Annotated in this window: 17 protein-coding genes; 12 read left to right on the top strand and 5 right to left on the bottom strand. The window is 67.9% G+C overall.

Going from position 1 to position 18151, the window contains the following annotated elements; genetic code table 11:
- Positions 1 to 273 precede the first annotated feature (273 nt).
- The 5 genes from J7I44_RS08555 (at position 274) to J7I44_RS08535 (ending at position 4538) form a co-directional block, all read left to right on the top strand.
- Positions 274 to 714, top strand: coding sequence for a DUF2244 domain-containing protein (locus J7I44_RS08555; protein ID WP_245188061.1), 441 nt, complete (start codon positions 274 to 276; stop codon positions 712 to 714).
- A 20-nt stretch (positions 715 to 734) separates the two neighbouring features.
- The gene (coxB, locus tag J7I44_RS08550; RefSeq protein ID WP_209618949.1) at positions 735 to 1700 is read left to right on the top strand and encodes a cytochrome c oxidase subunit II; all 966 of its coding nucleotides are present in this window, start codon (positions 735 to 737) and stop codon (positions 1698 to 1700) included.
- Between the two features lie 56 nt (positions 1701 to 1756).
- The gene (gene ctaD / locus J7I44_RS08545; RefSeq protein WP_209618948.1) at positions 1757 to 3373 is read left to right on the top strand and encodes a cytochrome c oxidase subunit I; all 1617 of its coding nucleotides are present in this window, start codon (positions 1757 to 1759) and stop codon (positions 3371 to 3373) included.
- Positions 3366 to 3551, top strand: coding sequence for a hypothetical protein (locus J7I44_RS08540; RefSeq protein WP_209618947.1), 186 nt, complete (start codon positions 3366 to 3368; stop codon positions 3549 to 3551). The genes ctaD and J7I44_RS08540 overlap by 8 nt, the downstream gene beginning before the upstream one ends.
- A 102-nt stretch (positions 3552 to 3653) precedes the next feature.
- Positions 3654 to 4538, top strand: a complete 885-nt coding sequence (locus J7I44_RS08535; RefSeq protein WP_209618946.1) for a cytochrome c oxidase subunit 3 — start codon at positions 3654 to 3656, stop codon at positions 4536 to 4538.
- Positions 4539 to 4725: 187 nt separating this feature from the next.
- Here J7I44_RS08535 and J7I44_RS08530 read toward each other — a convergent pair whose 3' ends face one another.
- Positions 4726 to 4941, bottom strand: coding sequence for a twin transmembrane helix small protein (locus J7I44_RS08530; RefSeq protein ID WP_209618944.1), 216 nt, complete (start codon positions 4939 to 4941; stop codon positions 4726 to 4728).
- Positions 4942 to 5000: 59 nt separating this feature from the next.
- Here J7I44_RS08530 and J7I44_RS08525 point away from each other — a divergent pair, with 59 nt between their 5' ends.
- From J7I44_RS08525 to J7I44_RS08495, 7 genes are all read left to right on the top strand, one after another.
- Positions 5001 to 5738 carry an SURF1 family protein gene (locus tag J7I44_RS08525; RefSeq protein ID WP_209618942.1) on the top strand — a complete coding sequence of 246 codons (738 nt, stop codon included), beginning with the start codon at positions 5001 to 5003 and terminating at the stop codon, positions 5736 to 5738.
- Positions 5735 to 6310, top strand: a complete 576-nt coding sequence (locus J7I44_RS08520) for a hypothetical protein (protein ID WP_209618940.1) — start codon at positions 5735 to 5737, stop codon at positions 6308 to 6310. Before J7I44_RS08525 ends, J7I44_RS08520 begins: the two co-directional genes overlap by 4 nt.
- Before the next feature lie 65 nt (positions 6311 to 6375).
- Positions 6376 to 7530 (top strand): COX15/CtaA family protein, encoded by a 1155-nt coding sequence (locus J7I44_RS08515; RefSeq protein WP_209618928.1) that lies wholly within the window; start codon positions 6376 to 6378, stop codon positions 7528 to 7530.
- Positions 7527 to 8432: a heme o synthase gene (cyoE, locus tag J7I44_RS08510; RefSeq protein WP_209618926.1), complete on the top strand. Its 906-nt coding sequence runs from the start codon at positions 7527 to 7529 to the stop codon at positions 8430 to 8432. The genes J7I44_RS08515 and cyoE overlap by 4 nt, the downstream gene beginning before the upstream one ends.
- A 268-nt stretch (positions 8433 to 8700) precedes the next feature.
- Positions 8701 to 8889, top strand: a complete 189-nt coding sequence (locus J7I44_RS08505) for a hypothetical protein (RefSeq protein ID WP_209618925.1) — start codon at positions 8701 to 8703, stop codon at positions 8887 to 8889.
- Positions 8890 to 9029: 140 nt separating this feature from the next.
- Positions 9030 to 11678, top strand: a complete 2649-nt coding sequence (gene mgtA / locus J7I44_RS08500) for a magnesium-translocating P-type ATPase (RefSeq protein WP_209618923.1) — start codon at positions 9030 to 9032, stop codon at positions 11676 to 11678.
- 102 nt (positions 11679 to 11780) lie between these two features.
- Complete coding sequence (locus tag J7I44_RS08495) at positions 11781 to 14237, top strand: CehA/McbA family metallohydrolase (RefSeq protein WP_209618921.1); 2457 nt, start codon at positions 11781 to 11783, stop codon at positions 14235 to 14237.
- Between the two features lie 79 nt (positions 14238 to 14316).
- Here the strand turns inward: J7I44_RS08495 and J7I44_RS08490 are convergent, their stop codons facing one another.
- From J7I44_RS08490 to J7I44_RS08475, 4 genes are all read right to left on the bottom strand, one after another.
- The gene (locus tag J7I44_RS08490; protein ID WP_209618904.1) at positions 14317 to 15303 is read right to left on the bottom strand and encodes a bile acid:sodium symporter family protein; all 987 of its coding nucleotides are present in this window, start codon (positions 15301 to 15303) and stop codon (positions 14317 to 14319) included.
- A gap of 47 nt (positions 15304 to 15350) precedes the next feature.
- Positions 15351 to 15974 (bottom strand): DedA family protein, encoded by a 624-nt coding sequence (locus J7I44_RS08485; RefSeq protein WP_209618901.1) that lies wholly within the window; start codon positions 15972 to 15974, stop codon positions 15351 to 15353.
- Positions 15975 to 16042: 68 nt separating this feature from the next.
- Complete coding sequence (dnaG, locus tag J7I44_RS08480) at positions 16043 to 17776, bottom strand: DNA primase (RefSeq protein ID WP_209618898.1); 1734 nt, start codon at positions 17774 to 17776, stop codon at positions 16043 to 16045.
- A 136-nt stretch (positions 17777 to 17912) separates the two neighbouring features.
- Entirely contained in the window at positions 17913 to 18083 is a 171-nt protein-coding gene (locus tag J7I44_RS08475) for a DUF1328 domain-containing protein (protein ID WP_209618895.1), read from the bottom strand.
- Between the last annotated feature and the right edge of the window lie 68 nt (positions 18084 to 18151).

The raw sequence follows: 18151 nt of genomic DNA, 5'->3' as shown, positions 1-18151 counted from the left end.
CACGGCTGAACGCGCGGCACGGGCGTGCTGGTTCCACGCCATGCGCCACGGGCCCGGCGCGCAGCCAGAGGGGTTGCGCGGTCCGCGCAGGCGCGCGCCCAACCGCGGGTTTCCGGTTCGCCGTGCCAGCTCTGCCGCGGCATGATCCAGGTCATGGGGGTGCGACATTCTTGCCTCGCAGCGATTCAGCGGCCTATCATTCCCCGGTTCCAGGCACGCCGGATTCCCATGATCGTGCTTCGACCAGCTGGCGCCGGCCTGCCGTGCGTGACGATGTGGCTCCGGCCCAATCGCGCACTCAGCCGACGCGGACTGCGTCGTCTGATCATGGTGCTGGCGGCTCTGGCGCTGACGACGGCCGGGTTGGGCGCGTGGCAGGGGAATGTGTTTGCTCCGCTGTTTGCCCTGATCGAGTCCTGCGCGATGGCCCTCGCCCTGTGGCGGGCCTGGCGCGCGGGCGACCGCAGCGAACGCATCCGCCTCGACGAATCGTCGCTGGAGGTGCGCTCGCTGCCTGGGCGACGGCGCGCGTGCTTCCAGTCCTACTGGGTGCGCGTGCGGCTGGCGCCCGGCAACGGGCACGGGCGTCTGCTGCTGGGGTCGCACGGACGCGAGCTGGAGATCGGGGCGTTCCTCGCCGAAGAGGAACGCCTGGAGTTGTCGAGAAAACTCAAGGTGCTGCTGGCGGACGTGCGAGGCCAGCAGCGCAGGTAGCTACAACAAAGGTGCAGGACATGACATCTGGCGGCATCAGGATCAAGGCATGGGCAGCGGCAGCGGCCTTTGCGCTGTTCAGCGGCGCGGCATGGGCCAACCCCCAGCCGGGCCAGCTCAACATGACGCGCGGCGTCAGCGAGTGGTCGCCCGAGGCCTACTTCCTCAACAACGTCGCGCTCGGCGTGTGCACCGTCATCGGCGTGCTCGTGTTCGGCGCGATGTTCGTCGCCATGTTCCGCTTCCGCAAATCGCGCGGCGCGGTGGCCGAGAAGTGGTCGCACAACACCATGCTCGAAGTGGTCTGGACCACCATTCCGGTGATCATCCTGATCGTGCTGGCCTGGATGTCCACCGGCGGCCTGGTCTCCTTCGCCGACACCACCGGCTCGCAGATGACCGTCAAGGTCACCGGCTACCAGTGGAAGTGGCGCTATGACTACGTCGACTACCAGGGTAAGGCGATCGACGGCGTCGGCTTCATGTCCAAGCTCGACGACCAGAGCAACGAGACCCGCCAGCTCGATTCGGGCCTTGATCCGAAGTCGGTCAAGGTCGGTGACGAGAACACCTACCTGCTCAACGTCGACAAGCCGCTGGTGCTGCCGGTCGACACCAAGGTGCGCTTCGTGATCACCGCCGGCGACGTCATCCATTCCTGGTGGGTGCCGGCGCTGGGCTGGAAGATCGACGCCATCCCGGGCATCGTCAACGCGGCCTGGACCAACATCAAGGTGCCGGGCACCTACCGCGGCCAGTGTGCCGAGCTGTGCGGCCAGGACCACGGCTTCATGCCGATCGTGGTGAAGGCGGTCTCCAAGGCCGAGTTCGCCCAGTGGCTGGCGCAGCAGGAGGCCGCCGGCAAGGCGCCGCCGGCTACCCCCGCGACACCGGCCGTTCCGGCACCGGCGTCGACCGCCGCTGCCCCGGCATCCGCTTCGACCACGGCCGCCCCGGCAGCCAAGACGCCGGGCAAGCAGGGCTGAGGCCCATCCAGCCCATCCGCTTTTCAAGTATTCGCATTAGGTAGAGGTGCAAGGCCATGGCCCACGCAGCCACCCACGATCACCACGACGAGCATCACGGCGCGCCGTCGAACTTCTTCACGCGCTGGTTCATGTCCACGAACCACAAGGACATCGGCACGCTGTACCTGGTCTTCTCGCTGCTGATGTTCTTCATCGGCGGCAGCTTCGCGATGGTGATCCGCGCGGAGCTGTTCAAGCCGGGCATGCAGCTGGTGCAGCCGTACTTCTTCAACGAGATGACCACCATGCACGCGCTGGTGATGATCTTCGGCGCGATCATGCCGGCCTTCGTGGGCCTGGGTAACTGGATGATCCCGTTGATGGTCGGCGCGCCGGACATGGCGCTGCCCCGCATGAACAATCTCTCGTTCTGGATCCTGCCGTTCGCCTTCGCGCTGATGCTGTCGACCCTGTTCATGCAGGGTGGCGGCCCGGCCGGCGGCTGGACCATGTACCCGCCGCTGTCGCTGCAGAGCGATTCGGTCGCCTATGTGGTGTTCGCGATCCACCTGATGGGCATCAGCTCGATCATGGGCGCGATCAACATCATCGCGACCATCCTCAACATGCGCGCGCCGGGGATGGACCTTCTGAAGATGCCTGTGTTCGTGTGGAGCTGGCTGATCACCGCGTTCCTGCTGATCGCCGTGATGCCGGTACTGGCCGGCGCGGTGACCATGCTGCTGACCGACAAGTACTTCGGCACCAGCTTCTTCAACGCCGCCGGCGGCGGCGACCCGGTGCTGTACCAGCACGTGTTCTGGTTCTTCGGTCACCCCGAGGTCTACATCATGATCCTGCCGGCGTTCGGGATCATCTCGGAGATCGTGCCGACCTTCTCGCGCAAGCCGATCTTCGGCTACAAGGCGATGGTGTTCGCGATCGCGGCGATCGCCTTCCTGTCGTTCATCGTGTGGGCGCACCACATGTTCGCGGTGGGCCTGCCGCTGGGCGCCGAGATCTTCTTCATGTACGCCACCATGCTCATCTCGGTGCCCACCGGCATCAAGGTGTTCAACTGGGTGAGCACGATGTGGGGCGGCTCGCTGACGTTCGAGACGCCGATGCTGTTCGCCATCGCCTTCATCATCCTGTTCACCATCGGCGGCTTCTCCGGCCTGATGCTGGCGCTGGTGCCGGCGGACTTCCAGTACCACGACACCTACTTCGTGGTGGCGCACTTCCACTACGTGCTGGTGACCGGCGCTGCCTTCGCCATCATGGCCGCCACGTACTACTGGCTGCCCAAGTGGACCGGTCACATGTACAGCGAGTTCTGGGGCAAGGTGCACTTCTGGTGCTCGGTGGTGTTCGTGAACGTGCTGTTCTTCCCGCAGCACTTCCTGGGCCTGGCCGGCATGCCACGCCGTATTCCCGACTACAACGTGGCCTTCGCCGACTTCAACATGATCAGCTCGATCGGCGGCTTCCTGTTCGGCGCCTCGCAGCTGATCTTCCTGGGCGTGATCGTGCATTGCGCGTTCTTCTCCAGGAAGAAGGCGGCCGACCGGGTGTGGGAAGGCGCGCGTGGTCTGGAGTGGACGGTGCCCTCGCCGGCCCCGCACCACACCTTCGCACTGCCGCCGGTGATCCACGACGACGAGCTGGCCCACGGTCACGTGGATGATTGATGCAACGGGTGCGCCGGCCCTGGCCGGTGCACCGGATGGGCGCAGGGTGATGAACGGGCAGGGCAACGATGGGGAGCTGGCACGCCGGAAGGGCGTACGGCGCACCCTCTGGATCACCGGGACGATCGCGGTGGTGCTGTTCCTGCTCTCGATCCTCAGTATGGTGAAGATCGGCTAGCGTCAGATATTCCCCGGGTCCGTCGCGGCGGCCCGGCAAGCAGTTCCCCGCGCAACATGGCGGGGATGGAAGCAAACAAAGAGATATCCACGGGGATCACTCATGGGTCAGCAGCAAGCGTATTTCGTACCGGCCAAGAGCCATTGGCCGATCGTGGCCGCGGTGGTCATGTTTCTCACCGTGTTCGGTGCCGCGCATTGGTTGAATGCCGCGCCGGGCGAGGCGGGCTTCGGCAAGACGATCATCACGATCGGCTTCATCGGCATCCTGCTGATGTTCTTCGGCTGGTTCCGCTCGGTGATCCACGAGTCGCTGGCCGGCAAGTACGACGCCCAGGTCGACCGCTCCTTCCGCATGGGCATGATGTGGTTCATCTTTTCCGAGGTGATGTTCTTCGCCGCGTTCTTCGGCGCGCTGTTCTACACCCGCATGTTCTCCGTACCGTGGCTCGGTGGCGAGGGCCATGGCGTGCTGACCCACCAGTTCCTGTGGAGCGAGTACGCGGCAGCCTGGGGTGCTGGCGGCGGCAATGGCCCGGCCAACATCGGCGGTGATTTCCAGACGGTGGCGCCGTGGGGTCTGCCGCTGCTCAACACCCTGATCCTGCTTACTTCCAGCGTCACCGTGACCATCGCGCACCATGCGCTGAAGGCGGGCCACCGCGGCAAGATCCTGGTGTTCCTGGGCCTGACCGTGCTGCTGGGCGCAACGTTCGTGTATGCCCAGGCGCACGAGTACATCGAGGCCTACAAGGAACTCAACCTCACGCTGCACACCGGCGTGTACGGCTCGACTTTCTTCATGCTGACCGGTTTCCACGGCCTGCACGTGACGCTGGGCACGATCATGCTGGCGATCATCTGGCTGCGCGTGCTCAAGGGCCATTTCAGCCCGGATCACCATTTCGGCTTCGAGGCGGTGGCCTGGTACTGGCACTTCGTCGACGTGGTGTGGCTGGGCCTGTTCATGTTCGTCTACATCCTCTGAGACCAGCCCGCGCCGCACGAAAAAGCCCGCCGAACGGCGGGCTTTTCTTTTGCTCGAACCCGCTTGCGGGTGATGCTTCGAATGGCCTCGATGGGAGAGCATCGCCCGCAAGCGGGCACCTGCAGATATCCGAAGGCGTGCGCTAAATGTCGCGCTGGCAGGCTTCGCCCGCGCCGGACCGCTACAATTAGCGGCCGACGCCGTGGGGCTGCAGCCAGCCCATCCAGATGCCCAGCATGATCATGGCGATCAGCACGATCGACAGGCCGATGCGCCGGGTCAGCGCCCAGGCGGTGCGTTTGCTGCCGTCCTTGTCGGTCATCATGTAGTACAGCGCCTGGCCGAGGTTGAACACCACGACCAGGAACATGATCACCAGCGCGACTTTGTAGATGGTTTCCACGTGAGCGGTCCGATCAACTTGCGAGCCGGCAGTATAGCCACCGCTGACGGTGCCTCCGCGTGACACGTTGGCGCAGGCCTGCCTGGTGGAGCGTGCTGCTGACCGTGGCTGCCGCGGCGCTGTTCGTGCGCCTCGGTCTATGGCAGCTGGACCGGGCGGCCTACAAGGACAGCCTGGTGCGGCGTTACGCCGCTGCGGCCGTCGCATCGCCGATACCCTTCGGGAAGGTGGCGGCGACCCCGCCGGCCGATGCCTTTCCACGGGTGGCCGTGCGCGGAAGCTGGCTGACCGACCGGGTCTACCTGCTCGACAACCCGCATCACGACGCACGTGGCGGGGTGGAGGTCTACGTACCGCTGGCGCTGCCCGGCGATTCGCGCCTGTTGCTGGTGGACCTTGGCTTCCTGCCAACGGCGCGCGAACAGGCGCCGGCGCTGCCGTCGCTGCCGGCTGGCGAGGTCGACCTGCATGGACTCTACCTGCCGCCGCCGGGCGTGGGCCTGGAGCTGGGCGGCGATGCGCTGGCTGGCCAGGCGCACTGGCCCAAGACGACCATCTATCTTGATCTCGGACAGGTGGCAAAAGACCTCGGCCGCCCGTTGTACCCGCGGGTGCTCGCGCTCGACGCCAACCCGGCCGCCCGCTACCAGCGCGAGCACCCGTTCGATTTTTCCTCGATGCCGCCGTCGCGGCACCGGGCCTATGCCTTCCAGTGGTTCAGCTTTGCGGTCGCGGTGGTGGTGATCTTCCTGGTCCTGCACCGCAAGCGCCGCCCCCGACGCACGGACATCCGATGAATACTCCCGCGCCTCCCTCCCTCAAGGCCAGCCGTGCCAAGTTGCTGGCGATCATGGCGGTCTTCGCGCTGCCGATCATCGCCGCCGGCGTGCTGACCTTCACCGGCTGGCAGCCCAGCGGCAAGGGCTACGGTCAGCCGATCCAGCCGCAGCGCAACTTTGTCGATGAGCACCTGCGCGTGACCCTCGCCGACGGTGGCGACTACGCCTGGCGCGATCCCGAAGAGCCGCGCATGACGCTGGTCGCGCTGGCCGGCCCGGGCTGCGCCGCGCGTTGCTTCGAGACGCTTACCGGCATGGCCAAGGCCTGGGTCACGCTCAACCGCAACCAGAAGCGCCTGCGCCTGCTGTACGTAGGCGAGCCGCCGGCCGATGCGGGTCGGCTGGAGGCGATGAAGTCGTTCTGGACGCTGGGTCGTGACGCGGGCGGCAAGCTGGGCGCCTTCCGTCCGCAGGCGTCCGACAGCGTGAGTGCGCTGCTGGTGGAGTCCAACGGCACGGCGCTGGCGTACTACCCGGCGGGCTTCGATGGCACGGGGCTGCTGCGCGACATGCACAAGGTGATCAAATGAACGGCGAGGGTGGCGGCCGCATGCAGGCCTCGAACGTAACGGCATCGGTCCGGGCGCGACGTGTCATGCGCTGGCTCGCGGTGTGCGCAGCGGTGTTCGCCTTCGGCGTGGTGATGTTCGGCGCGTTCGTGCGCCTGTCCAATGCGGGGCTGTCCTGCCCGGACTGGCCCACTTGCTACGGCCAGGTGACCTGGCCCCACCACGAGCAGGCGGTGGCGCGTGCCGATGCGGCCTTCCCGGATCGCCCTTACGAGGCGACCAAGGCCTGGCGCGAACAGGTCCACCGCTTCCTCGCCGGCACGCTGGGCGTGCTGGTGCTGGCGTTGGCGATGATCGCCGCCGGGCGCCCGCGCTGGGCGCGCGTGGCGGTGATCCTGGGCGCCGTCTTTGCTGCCGGCGGCGTCTCGCTGTACATGCGAGGGGAACATGCCTGGTCGTCGTTGCTGGCCGTGGTGGCGATCGCGCTGCCGCTGGCTGCCGCGATCCGATTGCGCAGCCCCGGCGCGTGGCGGATCGCCGTGCTGGCGCTGGCGGTGATCATCTTCCAGGCGATGCTGGGCATGTGGACCGTCACTCTGCTGCTCAAGCCGATCGTCGTGATGGGCCATCTGCTCGGCGGCATCACGACGTTCGCGTTGCTGGCCTATGCGGCCTTGCGCTTCGCCGGGATCGGCGCCCCCGACGCACGCCACGCGCCGCTGCGCCGCTGGATCGTGCTCGGCATCGTGCTGCTGGTGGGGCAGATCGCGCTGGGCGGCTGGACCTCTTCCAACTACGCCGCGCTCGCCTGCGGCACCGGGCCGGACGCGTTCCCCAAGTGCCTAGGCCAATGGATGCCGCCGACCGACTTCAAGGAAGGGTTCGTGCTATGGCGCGGCATCGGTGTGAACTACGAGGGCGGCGTCCTGGACATGGCCGCGCGCAGCGCGATCCAGATCGCACACCGCTTCGGCGCGCTGGTGGTGTTCATCTACCTGATGTGGCTGGGCCATCGGGTGGCCCGGCGCGGCCTGCGCCTGGCGGGTGCGGCGATCGGAACGGTGCTCGTGGCCCAGGTGCTGCTGGGCATCAGCAATGTGCACTTCGGCCTGCCGCTGCCGGTGGCCACCGCGCACAACGGCGTGGCGGCACTGCTGTTGTTCACCCTGCTGGCGACACTGGCGCGCACGCAGCCGCAAACGGATGATGCACCGATGCGGTCCCCGGAGTCCGGACGATGAGCGCGCACCTGCGCGAATACCTGCAACTGACCAAGCCGCGCGTGGTCGCGCTGCTGGTGTTCTGCGCCGTGATCGGGATGTTCCTGGCGGTGCCGGGTATCCCGCCGTGGCGCGCGCTGGTATTCGGCACGCTGGGAATCTGGATGGCCTCCGGCTCGGCCGCGGCCTTCAATCATCTGATCGACGAGCGCATCGACAAGCTGATGGCACGCACGCAGCGGCGGCCGTTGGCCACCGGCGCGCTCAAGCCGCGTCAGGTGCTGTTGTTCGCCATCGCGCTCGGCATCGCCTCGATGCTGGTGCTGGCGCTGCTGGTCAACCCGCTGACCGCGTGGCTGACCTTTGGCGGCCTGATCGGTTACGCGCTGGTCTACACCGCCTACCTCAAGCGCGCCACGCCGCAGAACATCGTGATCGGCGGCCTGGCGGGCGCGATCCCGCCGGTGCTGGGCTGGACCGCCGTCACCGGACAGCTGCACGCCTTTGCGCTGCAGCTGTGCCTGATCATCTTCGTGTGGACGCCGCCGCATTTCTGGGCGCTGGCGATCTTCCGCCGCGAGGACTACGCGCGCGCGGAGATCCCGATGCTCCCGGTCACCCACGGCGTCACCTACACGCGCTGGCACGTGTTGTTCTACACCGTGCTGCTGGTGCTGGTGACCCTGCTGCCGGCGCTGACCGGCTTCAGCGGCGGCGTGTACTTAGGTGGCGCGGTGGTGCTGGGTGCGGGCTTCCTCTACTACGCCATCCGCCTGATGAACCCGCCGGACGAGTTCTTCGCCATGCGCGTGTTCAAGTACTCGATCGTGTACCTGATGGCGTTGTTTGCGTTCCTGCTTGCCGACCACTGGCTGATCGGGCCGGTGCAGGACGCCGGCGTCGTACTGCAGCGAGCCGCCTGACCTGTTGCCTGCTTGACAGGCAAGGGTTCGCAAAACAGAATGCGCGCGCCGTCCGGCGCGCTGCGCCGCGGCATTCCCCGAGACCTTCCAAGGCTTATGGACGTCTACCCTAGTCGCAACGTCGACATCCGCTCGCATCGGGTGCCGGCGTCGCATTACAAACTGAACGCCTGGGGCGACCGCCTGCGGTCGGCCGGCGCTTTCCTCGACTAGGAAACGCCCGGCCCACTCCCGCGGTGCCGCCGGCACCGTTACGAGGAGTCGGGTCATGAACCTGCTTCGCGATGTTTCGTGGCTGCGCCTGTGGCGCCGCCTTGCCATCGACCGCCGCCGTGTAACGCGGCCGGTCTACACCGTTACCGTTCCCGCGCCGCTGGCCGCTGCGGGCGTGACCGGAGGGCACCATCCCGTGGTGGTGACCCAGGCGGTGCCATTGCCGCACGTGGTGAAAGGGTGAGTCTGCATCGGGTGCACAACAGCTGGCCTCCGCCAGGTCGGCACCCGGTCCGGCCGTCCAGACGTCCGGATCTTCGGTAGCCGCGCGCGCCTGATCGAAGCGCGCGCCGGTCGATCAGGCGACAGACGGAAGCGGACCCGATGATCAGGCACACCCTCCACAGCGCGGCGGCCCGGGCGACCGGCAGGAGCGCGTCCCCCGCACGCGTGACGGCGGCCGACTACGCGCGGCTGCGCAACGACGACCTGCTGGCCCGCATGGATACCGGCACGAGCGGCCTGGATGCCGAACGCATCGCCGCGCGCCTGCACCGCGACGGCACCAACGAGGTCTCGCACGAGAAGCCGCCGCACTGGTCGCGCCAGCTGCTGCGCGCCTGCCGCAACCCGTTCATCGCGGTACTGGTGCTGCTGGCCATCGTCCAGCTTGCGACCGATCGCGAGGATCTCACCGGGCCGCTGATCATCGCCGTGATGGTCGGCATCAGCGTGCTGCTCAGCTTCACCCAGGAATACCGCTCCTCGCGCGCCGCCGAGCAACTCAAGGCGATGGTGCGCAACACCGCTAGCGTGACCCGCCGCGCGGCCGACGGCCACAGCGAGCGCATCGAGGTGCCGGTCGGCGAATTGGTCGCCGGCGACATCGTTCACCTGGCCGCGGGCGACATGGTGCCCGCGGACCTGCGGCTGCTCTCGGCCAAGGACCTGTTCATCAGCCAGGCCATCCTGACCGGCGAATCGCTGCCGGTGGAGAAGGCAGCGCCGATGACGCGCGACCTGGCCGAGGGCAACGCCAATCCGCTCGACTTGCCCGGCATCTGCTACATGGGTACCAACGTGGTCAGCGGCACCGCGACCGCCGTGGTGGTGGCGACCGGTTCCCGCAGCTATCTGGGTTCGCTGGCGCACACGCTCTCCGGCCAGCGCGTGCAGACCAGCTTCGACCGCGGCGTGCGCTCGGTCAGTTGGCTGCTGATCCGCTTCATGGCGGTGATGGTGCCGGTGGTGTTCGCCATCAACGGGCTGGACAAGCACGACTGGCTGCAGGCCTTCCTGTTCGCGCTCTCCGTGGCGGTGGGCCTGACGCCGGAGATGCTGCCGCTGATCGTCACCGCGAACCTGGGCAAGGGCGCGATGGCGATGTCGCGCCGCAAGGTGGTGGTCAAGCGCCTCAACGCGATCCAGAACTTCGGTGCGATGGACGTGCTGTGCACCGACAAGACCGGCACGCTGACGCTCGACCGGATCGTGCTCGAGCGCCACCTGGACCTGCACGGCGAGGCTTCGGACGAGGCGCTGGAATTCGGCTACCTCAACAGCCGCTTCCAGACCGGACTGAAGAACCTGATGGACAAGGCGGTGCTCGCGCACCGCAACCTCGAGCCGATGGCCGCGCGCTTCCGGCTGGTCGACGAGATCCCGTTCGACTTCCAGCGCCGGCGCATGTCCGTGGTGCTCGCCGGCGACGACGGTCAGCACCTGCTGGTGTGTAAGGGCGCGGTCGAGGAAATGCTCGCCATCTGCACCGCTGCGCGGCTGGATGGCGTCGACACCACGCTGGACGACGCACAACGCGCGGAGATCCGCGCAATGACCCGCCGGCTCAACGAGGACGGCCTGCGCGTGCTGGTGGTGGCGGTCAAACGACAGGACCCGAGCGGGCGCGCCTATGGCCTGGCCGACGAGGCGGGTCTGACGGCGATCGGCTGCCTGGCCTTCCTCGATCCACCGAAGGACTCGGCCGCCACCGCCATCGCCGCGCTGCGCGAACACGGCGTGGCGGTGAAGGTGATCACCGGCGACAACGAAGCGGTGACCCGCAAGATCTGCCGCGAGGTCGGGCTGGAAGTCACCCATTCCGCGCAAGGCCGCGACATCGAGCCGCTGGATGAACCGGCGCTCGACGCGCTGGTCGCGCGCACCACCGTGTTCGCCAAGATGTCGCCGCTGCAGAAGGCGCGCGTGGTCAGCTCGCTGCAGCGCCAGGGCCACACCGTCGGCTTCCTCGGCGATGGCATCAACGACGCGCCCGCGCTGCGCGAGGCCGACGTGGGCATCTCGGTGGACAGCGCCACCGACATCGCCAAGGAATCGGCCGACATCATCCTGCTGGAAAAGAACCTGATGGTGCTGGAGGAGGGCGTGATCGAGGGACGCGTCACCTTCGGCAACGTCATGAAGTACATCAAGATGACCGCCAGCTCGAACTTCGGCAACGTGTTCAGCGTGCTGGTGGCCAGCGCCTTCCTGCCGTTCCTGCCGATGCTGCCGCTGCAGCTGCTGGTGCAGAACCTGCTCTACGACATCTCGCAGCTGGCGATCCCGTTCGATCGCATGGACGAGGAGTACCTGAAGTCGCCGCGGCAGTGGGATGCCAGCGACATCGGCCGCTTCATGGCCTGGGTGGGGCCGGTCAGCTCGATCTTCGACCTCACCACGTTCTGGCTGCTGTGGCACGTGTTCGGCGCAAACGACGTGGCACACCAGGGGTTGTTCCAGTCCGGCTGGTTCGTCGAGGGCCTGCTGTCGCAGACCTTGATCGTGCACATGATCCGTACGCGGCGGATTCCGTTCGTGCAGAGCATTGCCGCGGCGCCCGTGCTGGCGCTGACGCTCGCGATCGGCGTGATCGGCCTGCTCGTCCCCTACAGCGGTCTGGGCGCCAAGCTCGGGATGACCGGCTTGCCGATGGCCTACTTCGGCTGGCTGGCGTTGACGCTGCTTTGCTACGCCGCACTGACGCAGCTGGTCAAGCGCGTGTACATCCGGCGCTACGGCCGCTGGCTATGAACATGCCGGGAATTTTTCCTACGAATTTTGGCGATACCGCCGCCATCGGTCGAGGGCTATAAAACCTGTCGGGGGAATCCTTGCCAACGTGTAGGGGTTCATATGCATGCAAGGTTCTCGCTGGCTCGCGCGCTGATGTTCGCGGGCCTGGGATGCTGCGGTCTTCCGGCCGTGTCGGCCGCCGCGGCGCTGCCTGACCACCAGGAATTCGAGGCGTCGCTGCAGGTGCCGTTCCAGGCGACCGCCGGCCGGCCGGTGGCGCTGCACTTCGCCTATCCGGGCGCCGCGGTCGGCACGCCGGTCGCCTGGGAGGTCGCGCTGCTCGACCGCGACGGCCGCGTGCTGCGCGCGTGGGAGGGACACAGCACGCTGCACGCGCGCACTGCCACGGCCCGCCTGCGCTGGGACGGCAAGGGCGGCCACGGCGAAGCCCTGCCGGCCGGTTACTACACGGTGCGCCTGCGCGCGATCGCGCTGGACGAAGCCAGCATCCGCCAGCTGGGAACCGGCCTGCCCGGGCACGCGCTGGCCCTGGCCGTCGATCGCGCGCCCGGGCGCATCGAGGAGCAGCGCTACGACATCCAGGTCGGTCACGTGGCGCCCGCGCGCGTGCCGGCGTTCCGCGCGCTGCCGCGCCACGGCCAGACGCTGCAGGCGCAGTCGGTGAGTGCCGGCTCGCTGCCCTACACGATCTACTACGGCAACCTGCACAGCCAGACCAACCACAGCGACGGCGGCGGCGACCTGGCCACCTGCGACAGCGAACAGGCGCCGCAGAGCAGCGCCTACGGTCCGGCCGACGCCTACCAGTACGCGATGAACCGCGGGCTGGACATGCTCATGACCTCCGAACACAACCACATGTTCGACGGTTCCACCGGCACCAACACCTCGGCCGATCCGGCCACCGCGAAAAGCCTGTTCGCCTCCGGCCTGCAGGCGGCCAGCGCGTTCCGTGCCGCGCACCCCAACTTCCTCGCCGTGTACGGCCAGGAGTGGGGCGTGATCAGCAATGGCGGCCACATGAACATCATCAACGCCGACGGCCTGATCGAGTGGGAGAAGAACAGTGCCGGCCAGGTGATCGGCGACTACTACATCGCCAAGGGCGACTACGCCTCGCTGTACACGCTGATGCGCCAGCACGGCTGGATCGGCCAGTTCAACCATCCCGCGTCCAGCGGCCAGTTCGTGGTCAACGGCACCAACTTCGGCTACACGGCCGACGGCGACGCGGTGATGGTGCTGGCCGAGGTACTCAACAGCTCCGCGTTCTCGGCCAACACCAGCGAGACCGAGACCTCGCGGCCGAACTACGAGACCGCCTTCAATACCATCCTGGAGCGCGGCTACCACGTGGCGCCCAGTTCGGACCAGGACAACCACTGCGCCAATTGGGGAGCGAGCTACACCAATCGCACCGGCGTGCTCATCCCCGCCGGCACTGCCCTCAGCCTGAGCAGCTTCCTCGATGCGCTGCGCGCGCGCCGCGTGTTCGCCACCGAGGACAAGACCGACCAGATCGTGCTCACCGCCAACGGCCATGTCATGGGCGAGCGCTTCAGCAACTCGGGGTCGCTCACGCTGACCGTGAACTACGCCAGCACATCCGGCGACAGTGCGCAGCGCGTGCAGGTGTTCCAGGGCGTGCCCGGCAGCAATGGCACGGTCACGCAGCTGTCCGACACCGCCACCACCACCATCACGCCAGCCGCAGGCGAGCACTTCTACTACGCCAAAATCACCCAGGCCGACGGCAACCGGCTGTGGTCGGCGCCAGTCTGGGTGAGCCAGGGCAGCGGCGGTGGCGGCGGCGATACCACGCCGCCGACGGTCAGTGCCTCCGAAAGCGGCAGCGCGGGCACCATCACGCTGGCCGCCACGGCGAGCGACAACGTCGGCGTCAGCCGCGTGGAGTTCCATGTCGATGGCGCGCTCAAGGCCACCGACAGCAGCTCGCCCTACCAGGCCAGCCTCGACTCGACCACGCTCATCGATGGTTCGCACACGCTGGTTGCCAAGGCCTATGACGCGGCCGGCAATGTCGGCAGCAGCACCGGCGTGGGCTTCAGCGTCGCCAACGGCAGCGGTGGCGGCAGCAGCCAGTTGCTGAGCAACGGCGGCTTCGAGAGCGGCGCCACCGCCTGGACGCAGACCAGCGGGGTGATGACCAGCGACAGCAGCGAGGCAGCCCACGCCGGCAGCTGGAAGGCCTGGCTGGACGGCTACGGCAGCAGCCACACCGACTACGTGCGGCAGAAGGTGAGCATTCCCTCGATGGTGACAAGCGCGACGCTGGACTTCTACCTGCACGTCGACAGCGCCGAGGGTACCGGCACGGCCTACGACACGCTGCAGGTGCAGGTGATCACCTCCACCGGCAAGTACATCACGCTGGCCACCTACTCCAACAAGGACGCCGCCGGCGGCTACCAGCACCACACCCTCAGCCTGAATGGTTACAAGGGCCAGACGGTGCAGGTGAACTTCTACGGGGTGGAGGACGGTAGCCTGCAGACCTCGTTCGTGGTGGACGACGTGGCGGTCAAGACCCAGTAAGCGCAAGGCCTGTAGGAGCCCGCTTGCGGGCGACGCCCTTCCAGCCGGACCGTAGCGAGGCATCGCCCCAAGTGGGCTCCTACAGGGGCGGCCGCGCCTTGGCATACCGGCGCGCCAGTACCGCGCACACCATCAGCTGCAGCTGATGGAAGATCATCAGCGGCAGCAGCAGCGCGCCCAGTCCACCGGCCTGGGAGGCGAACAGGATCTTGGCCATCGGCACGCCGCTCGCGAGACTCTTCTTCGATCCGCAGAACACCAGCGTGATGCGGTCGGCGCGGGCGAAACCGAACAGTCGCCCGGCCATGCTGGTGCACAGCAGCGCCAGTGCCAGCAACAACGCGCCCACGCCGAGCGTGGCCAGCAGGGCCAGCGGCGCGGTGGCGCGCCACAGGCCCCCGACCACCGCCTCGCCGAACGCGGCGTAGACCACCAGCAGGATCGTGCCGCGGTCGGTGAACCCCAGCAGCGGCCGATGGCGATCGACCCAGTGGCCAATCCATGGGCGCAGCAGGTGCCCGACCGCGAATGGCAGCAGCAACAGCCTGACGATCTGCCACACGCCCTCGGCGCCGGGCGCATGCCCGCCATGCGTGGCCAGCAGCAGCTCGACCAGCAGCGGCGTCAGCACGATTCCGATCAGGCTCGACAGCGACGCGCTCACCACCGCAGCCGGCACGTTGCCGCCGGCGATCGAAGTGAACGCGATCGACGATTGCACCGTCGACGGCAGCGTGCAGACGAACAGCATGCCCATGGCCAGCGACGGCGTCAGCAGCGCGTGCGAGAACGGTGCCAGCAGCAGGCCCAGCAGCGGAAACAGCACGAACGTGCTGGCGAACACCGCCAGGTGCAGTCGCCAGTGCGTCAGGCCGCCAACGATCGCCGCGCGCGAGAGCTTCGCCCCGTGCAGAAAGAACAGCAGCATGATCGCCGCGTCGGTGATGCGGTCCAGCCCGACCGCGGCGCTGCCGCGGCACGGCAACACCGTCGCCAGGGCGACCGCGGCGAGCAGGGCGAGGGTGAAGCCGTCGGGAAGCAGACGACGCAACGGGGCAAGGCGCATGGGACTCGGGCGAAAGACGCGTGCAGCGCCAATTGTAACGGGCAGGCTCAGTCGTCCATGCCGCAGCGCGCGTGCCGGCGTCGGCGCCAGCACAGCACCAGTCCCGCCACCGCCAGCAGCCCGGCGAGGATCCAGATGCCGTGCTTCCCGCGGCCGATCCACATCGCCAGCCACTCGCGGTTGTTCGCGCCGAAGTAACCGAGGTAGACCCACACCGGCACGCTGATCAGCGCGGCCAGCCCGTCGAGCAGGAAGAAGCGCAGGAACGACACCCGGTGCGTGGCGCCCGCCGTCACGTACACCGCCGTGCGCATGCCGGGCAGGAAACGCGCCAGGAACAGCAGACGGTTGCCATAGCGGGCGAACTTCTCCTGCACCCGGCCATAGCGTTCGGGCGTGAGCAGGCGCGCCACCAGCGGCCACTGCATGATGCGTGCGCCGTGCCGGTGCCCGAGCAGGAACATGGCCGCGTCGCCGGCGAGCACGCCGACCAGCGCGACCGCGGCCATCACGTGCACGTTGGCGAAGCCCAGCCCGGCGATCACTCCACCGGCCACCAGTGTGATGTCCTCCGGCAAGGGCGCGCCCGCACCGCACAGCAGCAGCGCGGCGAACACCGCCAGGTAGCCGCTTTCGGCAAACAGCAGGATCAGGCGTTCAAGCAGCGTCATGGGTGCTTCCGCCCCGGGGCGCGCGTCGATCGGGAATGGCGCACGCGCCAGCAAACACACTGCATGGATCAGCCCTGCGCCTGGGTCGGGCGGCGGGCCGCCAGCAGTTCGCGCAGCTCGGCCTTTTCGGCGCTGGTCAGCGTGCCTTCGCGATGCCGGGCGGTAAGCGCTTCGCGGCGAAGCGCGGTGGCCTGTTCGTCCATCCGCGCCAGCGCGCCCAGGAATTCCTCGCGCTGGGTCTCCGGCTCGCCGACCACCATCGCGGCCATCAGTTTCTGCAGCGACGGATATTCGGGTCGCTCGGCGAAGTGCTCGACCAGCATCGCCGGATTGATGCCCGGCCGCGCGCGGCACAGGTCGATCAGCTCGGCGAGCAGCCCCACGCCCGGCTTGTCCAGGCGCAGGAAGCGGTAGGGCGCCTCGACCAGATCGGCCAGCCCTGGCTGCGCCAGCAGCAGCGCGATGGCGCTGCGCACCAGCGAGCGCTGCACCGCCACCGGCCGCTGCACCGCGCGGCGCGCGGCCGGTTCGGCCGGGACGTTGGCGCGGGCGCCGGTGCGCTTCTCCAGCTCCTGCGCCATCAGGTCGCGAAAGGCGCCGTCGGGAAGCTTGGCGATCAGCGGACGCGCGCGCTCGGCCAGCCGCGCGCGGCCGTCGAGGCTGGCGGTGTCGACATCGTGCGAGAGTTCGCCAAAGAAATAGTCCGACAGCGGCGTGGCCTCCTTCAGGCGCTTCTCGAAGCCGTCCTTGCCCTCCTTGCGTACCAGTGAATCCGGGTCCTCGCCCTCGGGCAGGAACAGGAAGTACGCCTGGCGGCCGTCGCGCAGCCGCGGCAGCGCGGCGTCGAGCGCCTTCCAGGCGGCGGCGCGGCCTGCGCGGTCGCCGTCGAAACAGAACACCACATCCGGTGCGGCGCGGAACAGCACCTCGGTGTGCTCGGGCGTGGTCGCGGTACCGAGCGTGGCCACGGCGATCGGCAGGCCGGCCTGGTGCAGCGCGATCACGTCCATGTAGCCCTCGACCACCACGATGCGCTGCAGGTTGCTGTTCGCCTGCTTGACCTGCCACAGCGCGAACAGCTCGCGGCCCTTGTGGAAGAGCGGGGTCTCCGGGGAGTTGAGGTACTTCGGGCCCTGGTCCGGACTGAGCACCCGGCCGCCGAAGGCGATCACCCGGCCGCGGCGATCGAGGATGGGGAACATCAATCGCTCGCGGAAGCGGTCGTAGCGGTGGCCGCGCTCGCCGCTGGCAACCATGCCTGCCTCGGTCAGCAACTGCATGCGCCGGTCGCTGCCGCCGAGTGCCTTGATCAGGCCGTCGTAACCGGCCGGAGCCCAGCCCAGCCGGAAGCGCGCGATGGTATCGGCGTCCAGTCCACGCTTGCGGCAATACGATTGCACTTCGGCGTTCTTCGGCAGCTCGCCCTCATACCAACGCGCGGCGCTGTCGAGCAGCGCGTAGAGGTCGGTCTTGTCCTCGCGCGGCGCCGCCTCGCGCCCGCCCTCGCGCGGCACGGTGAGGCCGACCGCCTGGGCCAGCTCCTCCACGGCGTCCGGGAACTCCAGCCGCTCGTAGTCCATCAGGAATTTCACGGCGCTGCCGTGCGCGCCGCAACCGAAACAGTGAAAGAACTGCTTGGCGGGACTGACGTAGAACGAGGGCGTGCGCTCGTTGTGGAACGGGCAGCAGGCGGTCCACTCGCGCCCGGCCTTCTTCAACGGCACGCGCCGCTCGATCACGTCGACGATGTCGACGCGGGCAAGCAGTTCGTCGATGAAGCTGTCAGGAATACGGCCGCGCATAGACGGCCTAGTCTAGGGCTTGCGCGCGCGCTGCGGGACGCCTGCGACGCCATGTAGGGCGGCGGCGGCAGGGTGGACTTGGTCCATCATCCGCGTTGCGGCGCGGACGATGGGCCGGAGCCCACTCTGCGTGCGCCTACAGGATGTGGAACACCCCGATCACCGCCAGCAGGGCGATGATGAACAGGATCACGAAGATCACGAACAGCACCTTGGCGATCGTCGCAGCGATGCCGGAAATCCCGCCGAAACCGAGCCAGCCGGCGACCAGCGAGATAATGGCGAAGATGATGGCCCACTTGAGCATGCGGCTTCTCCCTCGCCGCGCGGCCGGAGGCGGGGGCCTCCGATCAGGCGACGCCGCGCTGTTGTAGG

The organism is Frateuria flava (assembly GCF_017837635.1).
GTDB lineage: Bacteria > Pseudomonadota > Gammaproteobacteria > Xanthomonadales > Rhodanobacteraceae > Frateuria_A > Frateuria_A flava.
Note: the sequence above shows the minus strand (reverse complement) of the source record. Positions and strands in the feature narration are given on the sequence as shown.

Excerpts from the sequence above, each read along its gene's own strand:
- J7I44_RS08555 (WP_245188061.1), top strand. The coding sequence starts at position 274 with ATGTGGCTCCGGCCCAATCGCGCACTCAGCCGACGCGGACTGCGTCGT.
- coxB (WP_209618949.1), top strand. The coding sequence starts at position 735 with ATGACATCTGGCGGCATCAGGATCAAGGCATGGGCAGCGGCAGCGGCC.
- ctaD (WP_209618948.1), top strand. The coding sequence starts at position 1,757 with ATGGCCCACGCAGCCACCCACGATCACCACGACGAGCATCACGGCGCG.
- J7I44_RS08540 (WP_209618947.1), top strand. The coding sequence starts at position 3,366 with ATGATTGATGCAACGGGTGCGCCGGCCCTGGCCGGTGCACCGGATGGG.
- J7I44_RS08535 (WP_209618946.1), top strand. The coding sequence starts at position 3,654 with ATGGGTCAGCAGCAAGCGTATTTCGTACCGGCCAAGAGCCATTGGCCG.
- J7I44_RS08520 (WP_209618940.1), top strand. The coding sequence starts at position 5,735 with ATGAATACTCCCGCGCCTCCCTCCCTCAAGGCCAGCCGTGCCAAGTTG.
- J7I44_RS08515 (WP_209618928.1), top strand. The coding sequence starts at position 6,376 with ATGCGCTGGCTCGCGGTGTGCGCAGCGGTGTTCGCCTTCGGCGTGGTG.
- cyoE (WP_209618926.1), top strand. The coding sequence starts at position 7,527 with ATGAGCGCGCACCTGCGCGAATACCTGCAACTGACCAAGCCGCGCGTG.
- J7I44_RS08505 (WP_209618925.1), top strand. The coding sequence starts at position 8,701 with ATGAACCTGCTTCGCGATGTTTCGTGGCTGCGCCTGTGGCGCCGCCTT.
- mgtA (WP_209618923.1), top strand. The coding sequence starts at position 9,030 with ATGATCAGGCACACCCTCCACAGCGCGGCGGCCCGGGCGACCGGCAGG.
- J7I44_RS08495 (WP_209618921.1), top strand. The coding sequence starts at position 11,781 with ATGCATGCAAGGTTCTCGCTGGCTCGCGCGCTGATGTTCGCGGGCCTG.
- J7I44_RS08490 (WP_209618904.1), bottom strand. The coding sequence starts at position 15,303 with ATGCGCCTTGCCCCGTTGCGTCGTCTGCTTCCCGACGGCTTCACCCTC.
- J7I44_RS08485 (WP_209618901.1), bottom strand. The coding sequence starts at position 15,974 with ATGACGCTGCTTGAACGCCTGATCCTGCTGTTTGCCGAAAGCGGCTAC.
- dnaG (WP_209618898.1), bottom strand. The coding sequence starts at position 17,776 with ATGCGCGGCCGTATTCCTGACAGCTTCATCGACGAACTGCTTGCCCGC.
- J7I44_RS08475 (WP_209618895.1), bottom strand. The coding sequence starts at position 18,083 with ATGCTCAAGTGGGCCATCATCTTCGCCATTATCTCGCTGGTCGCCGGC.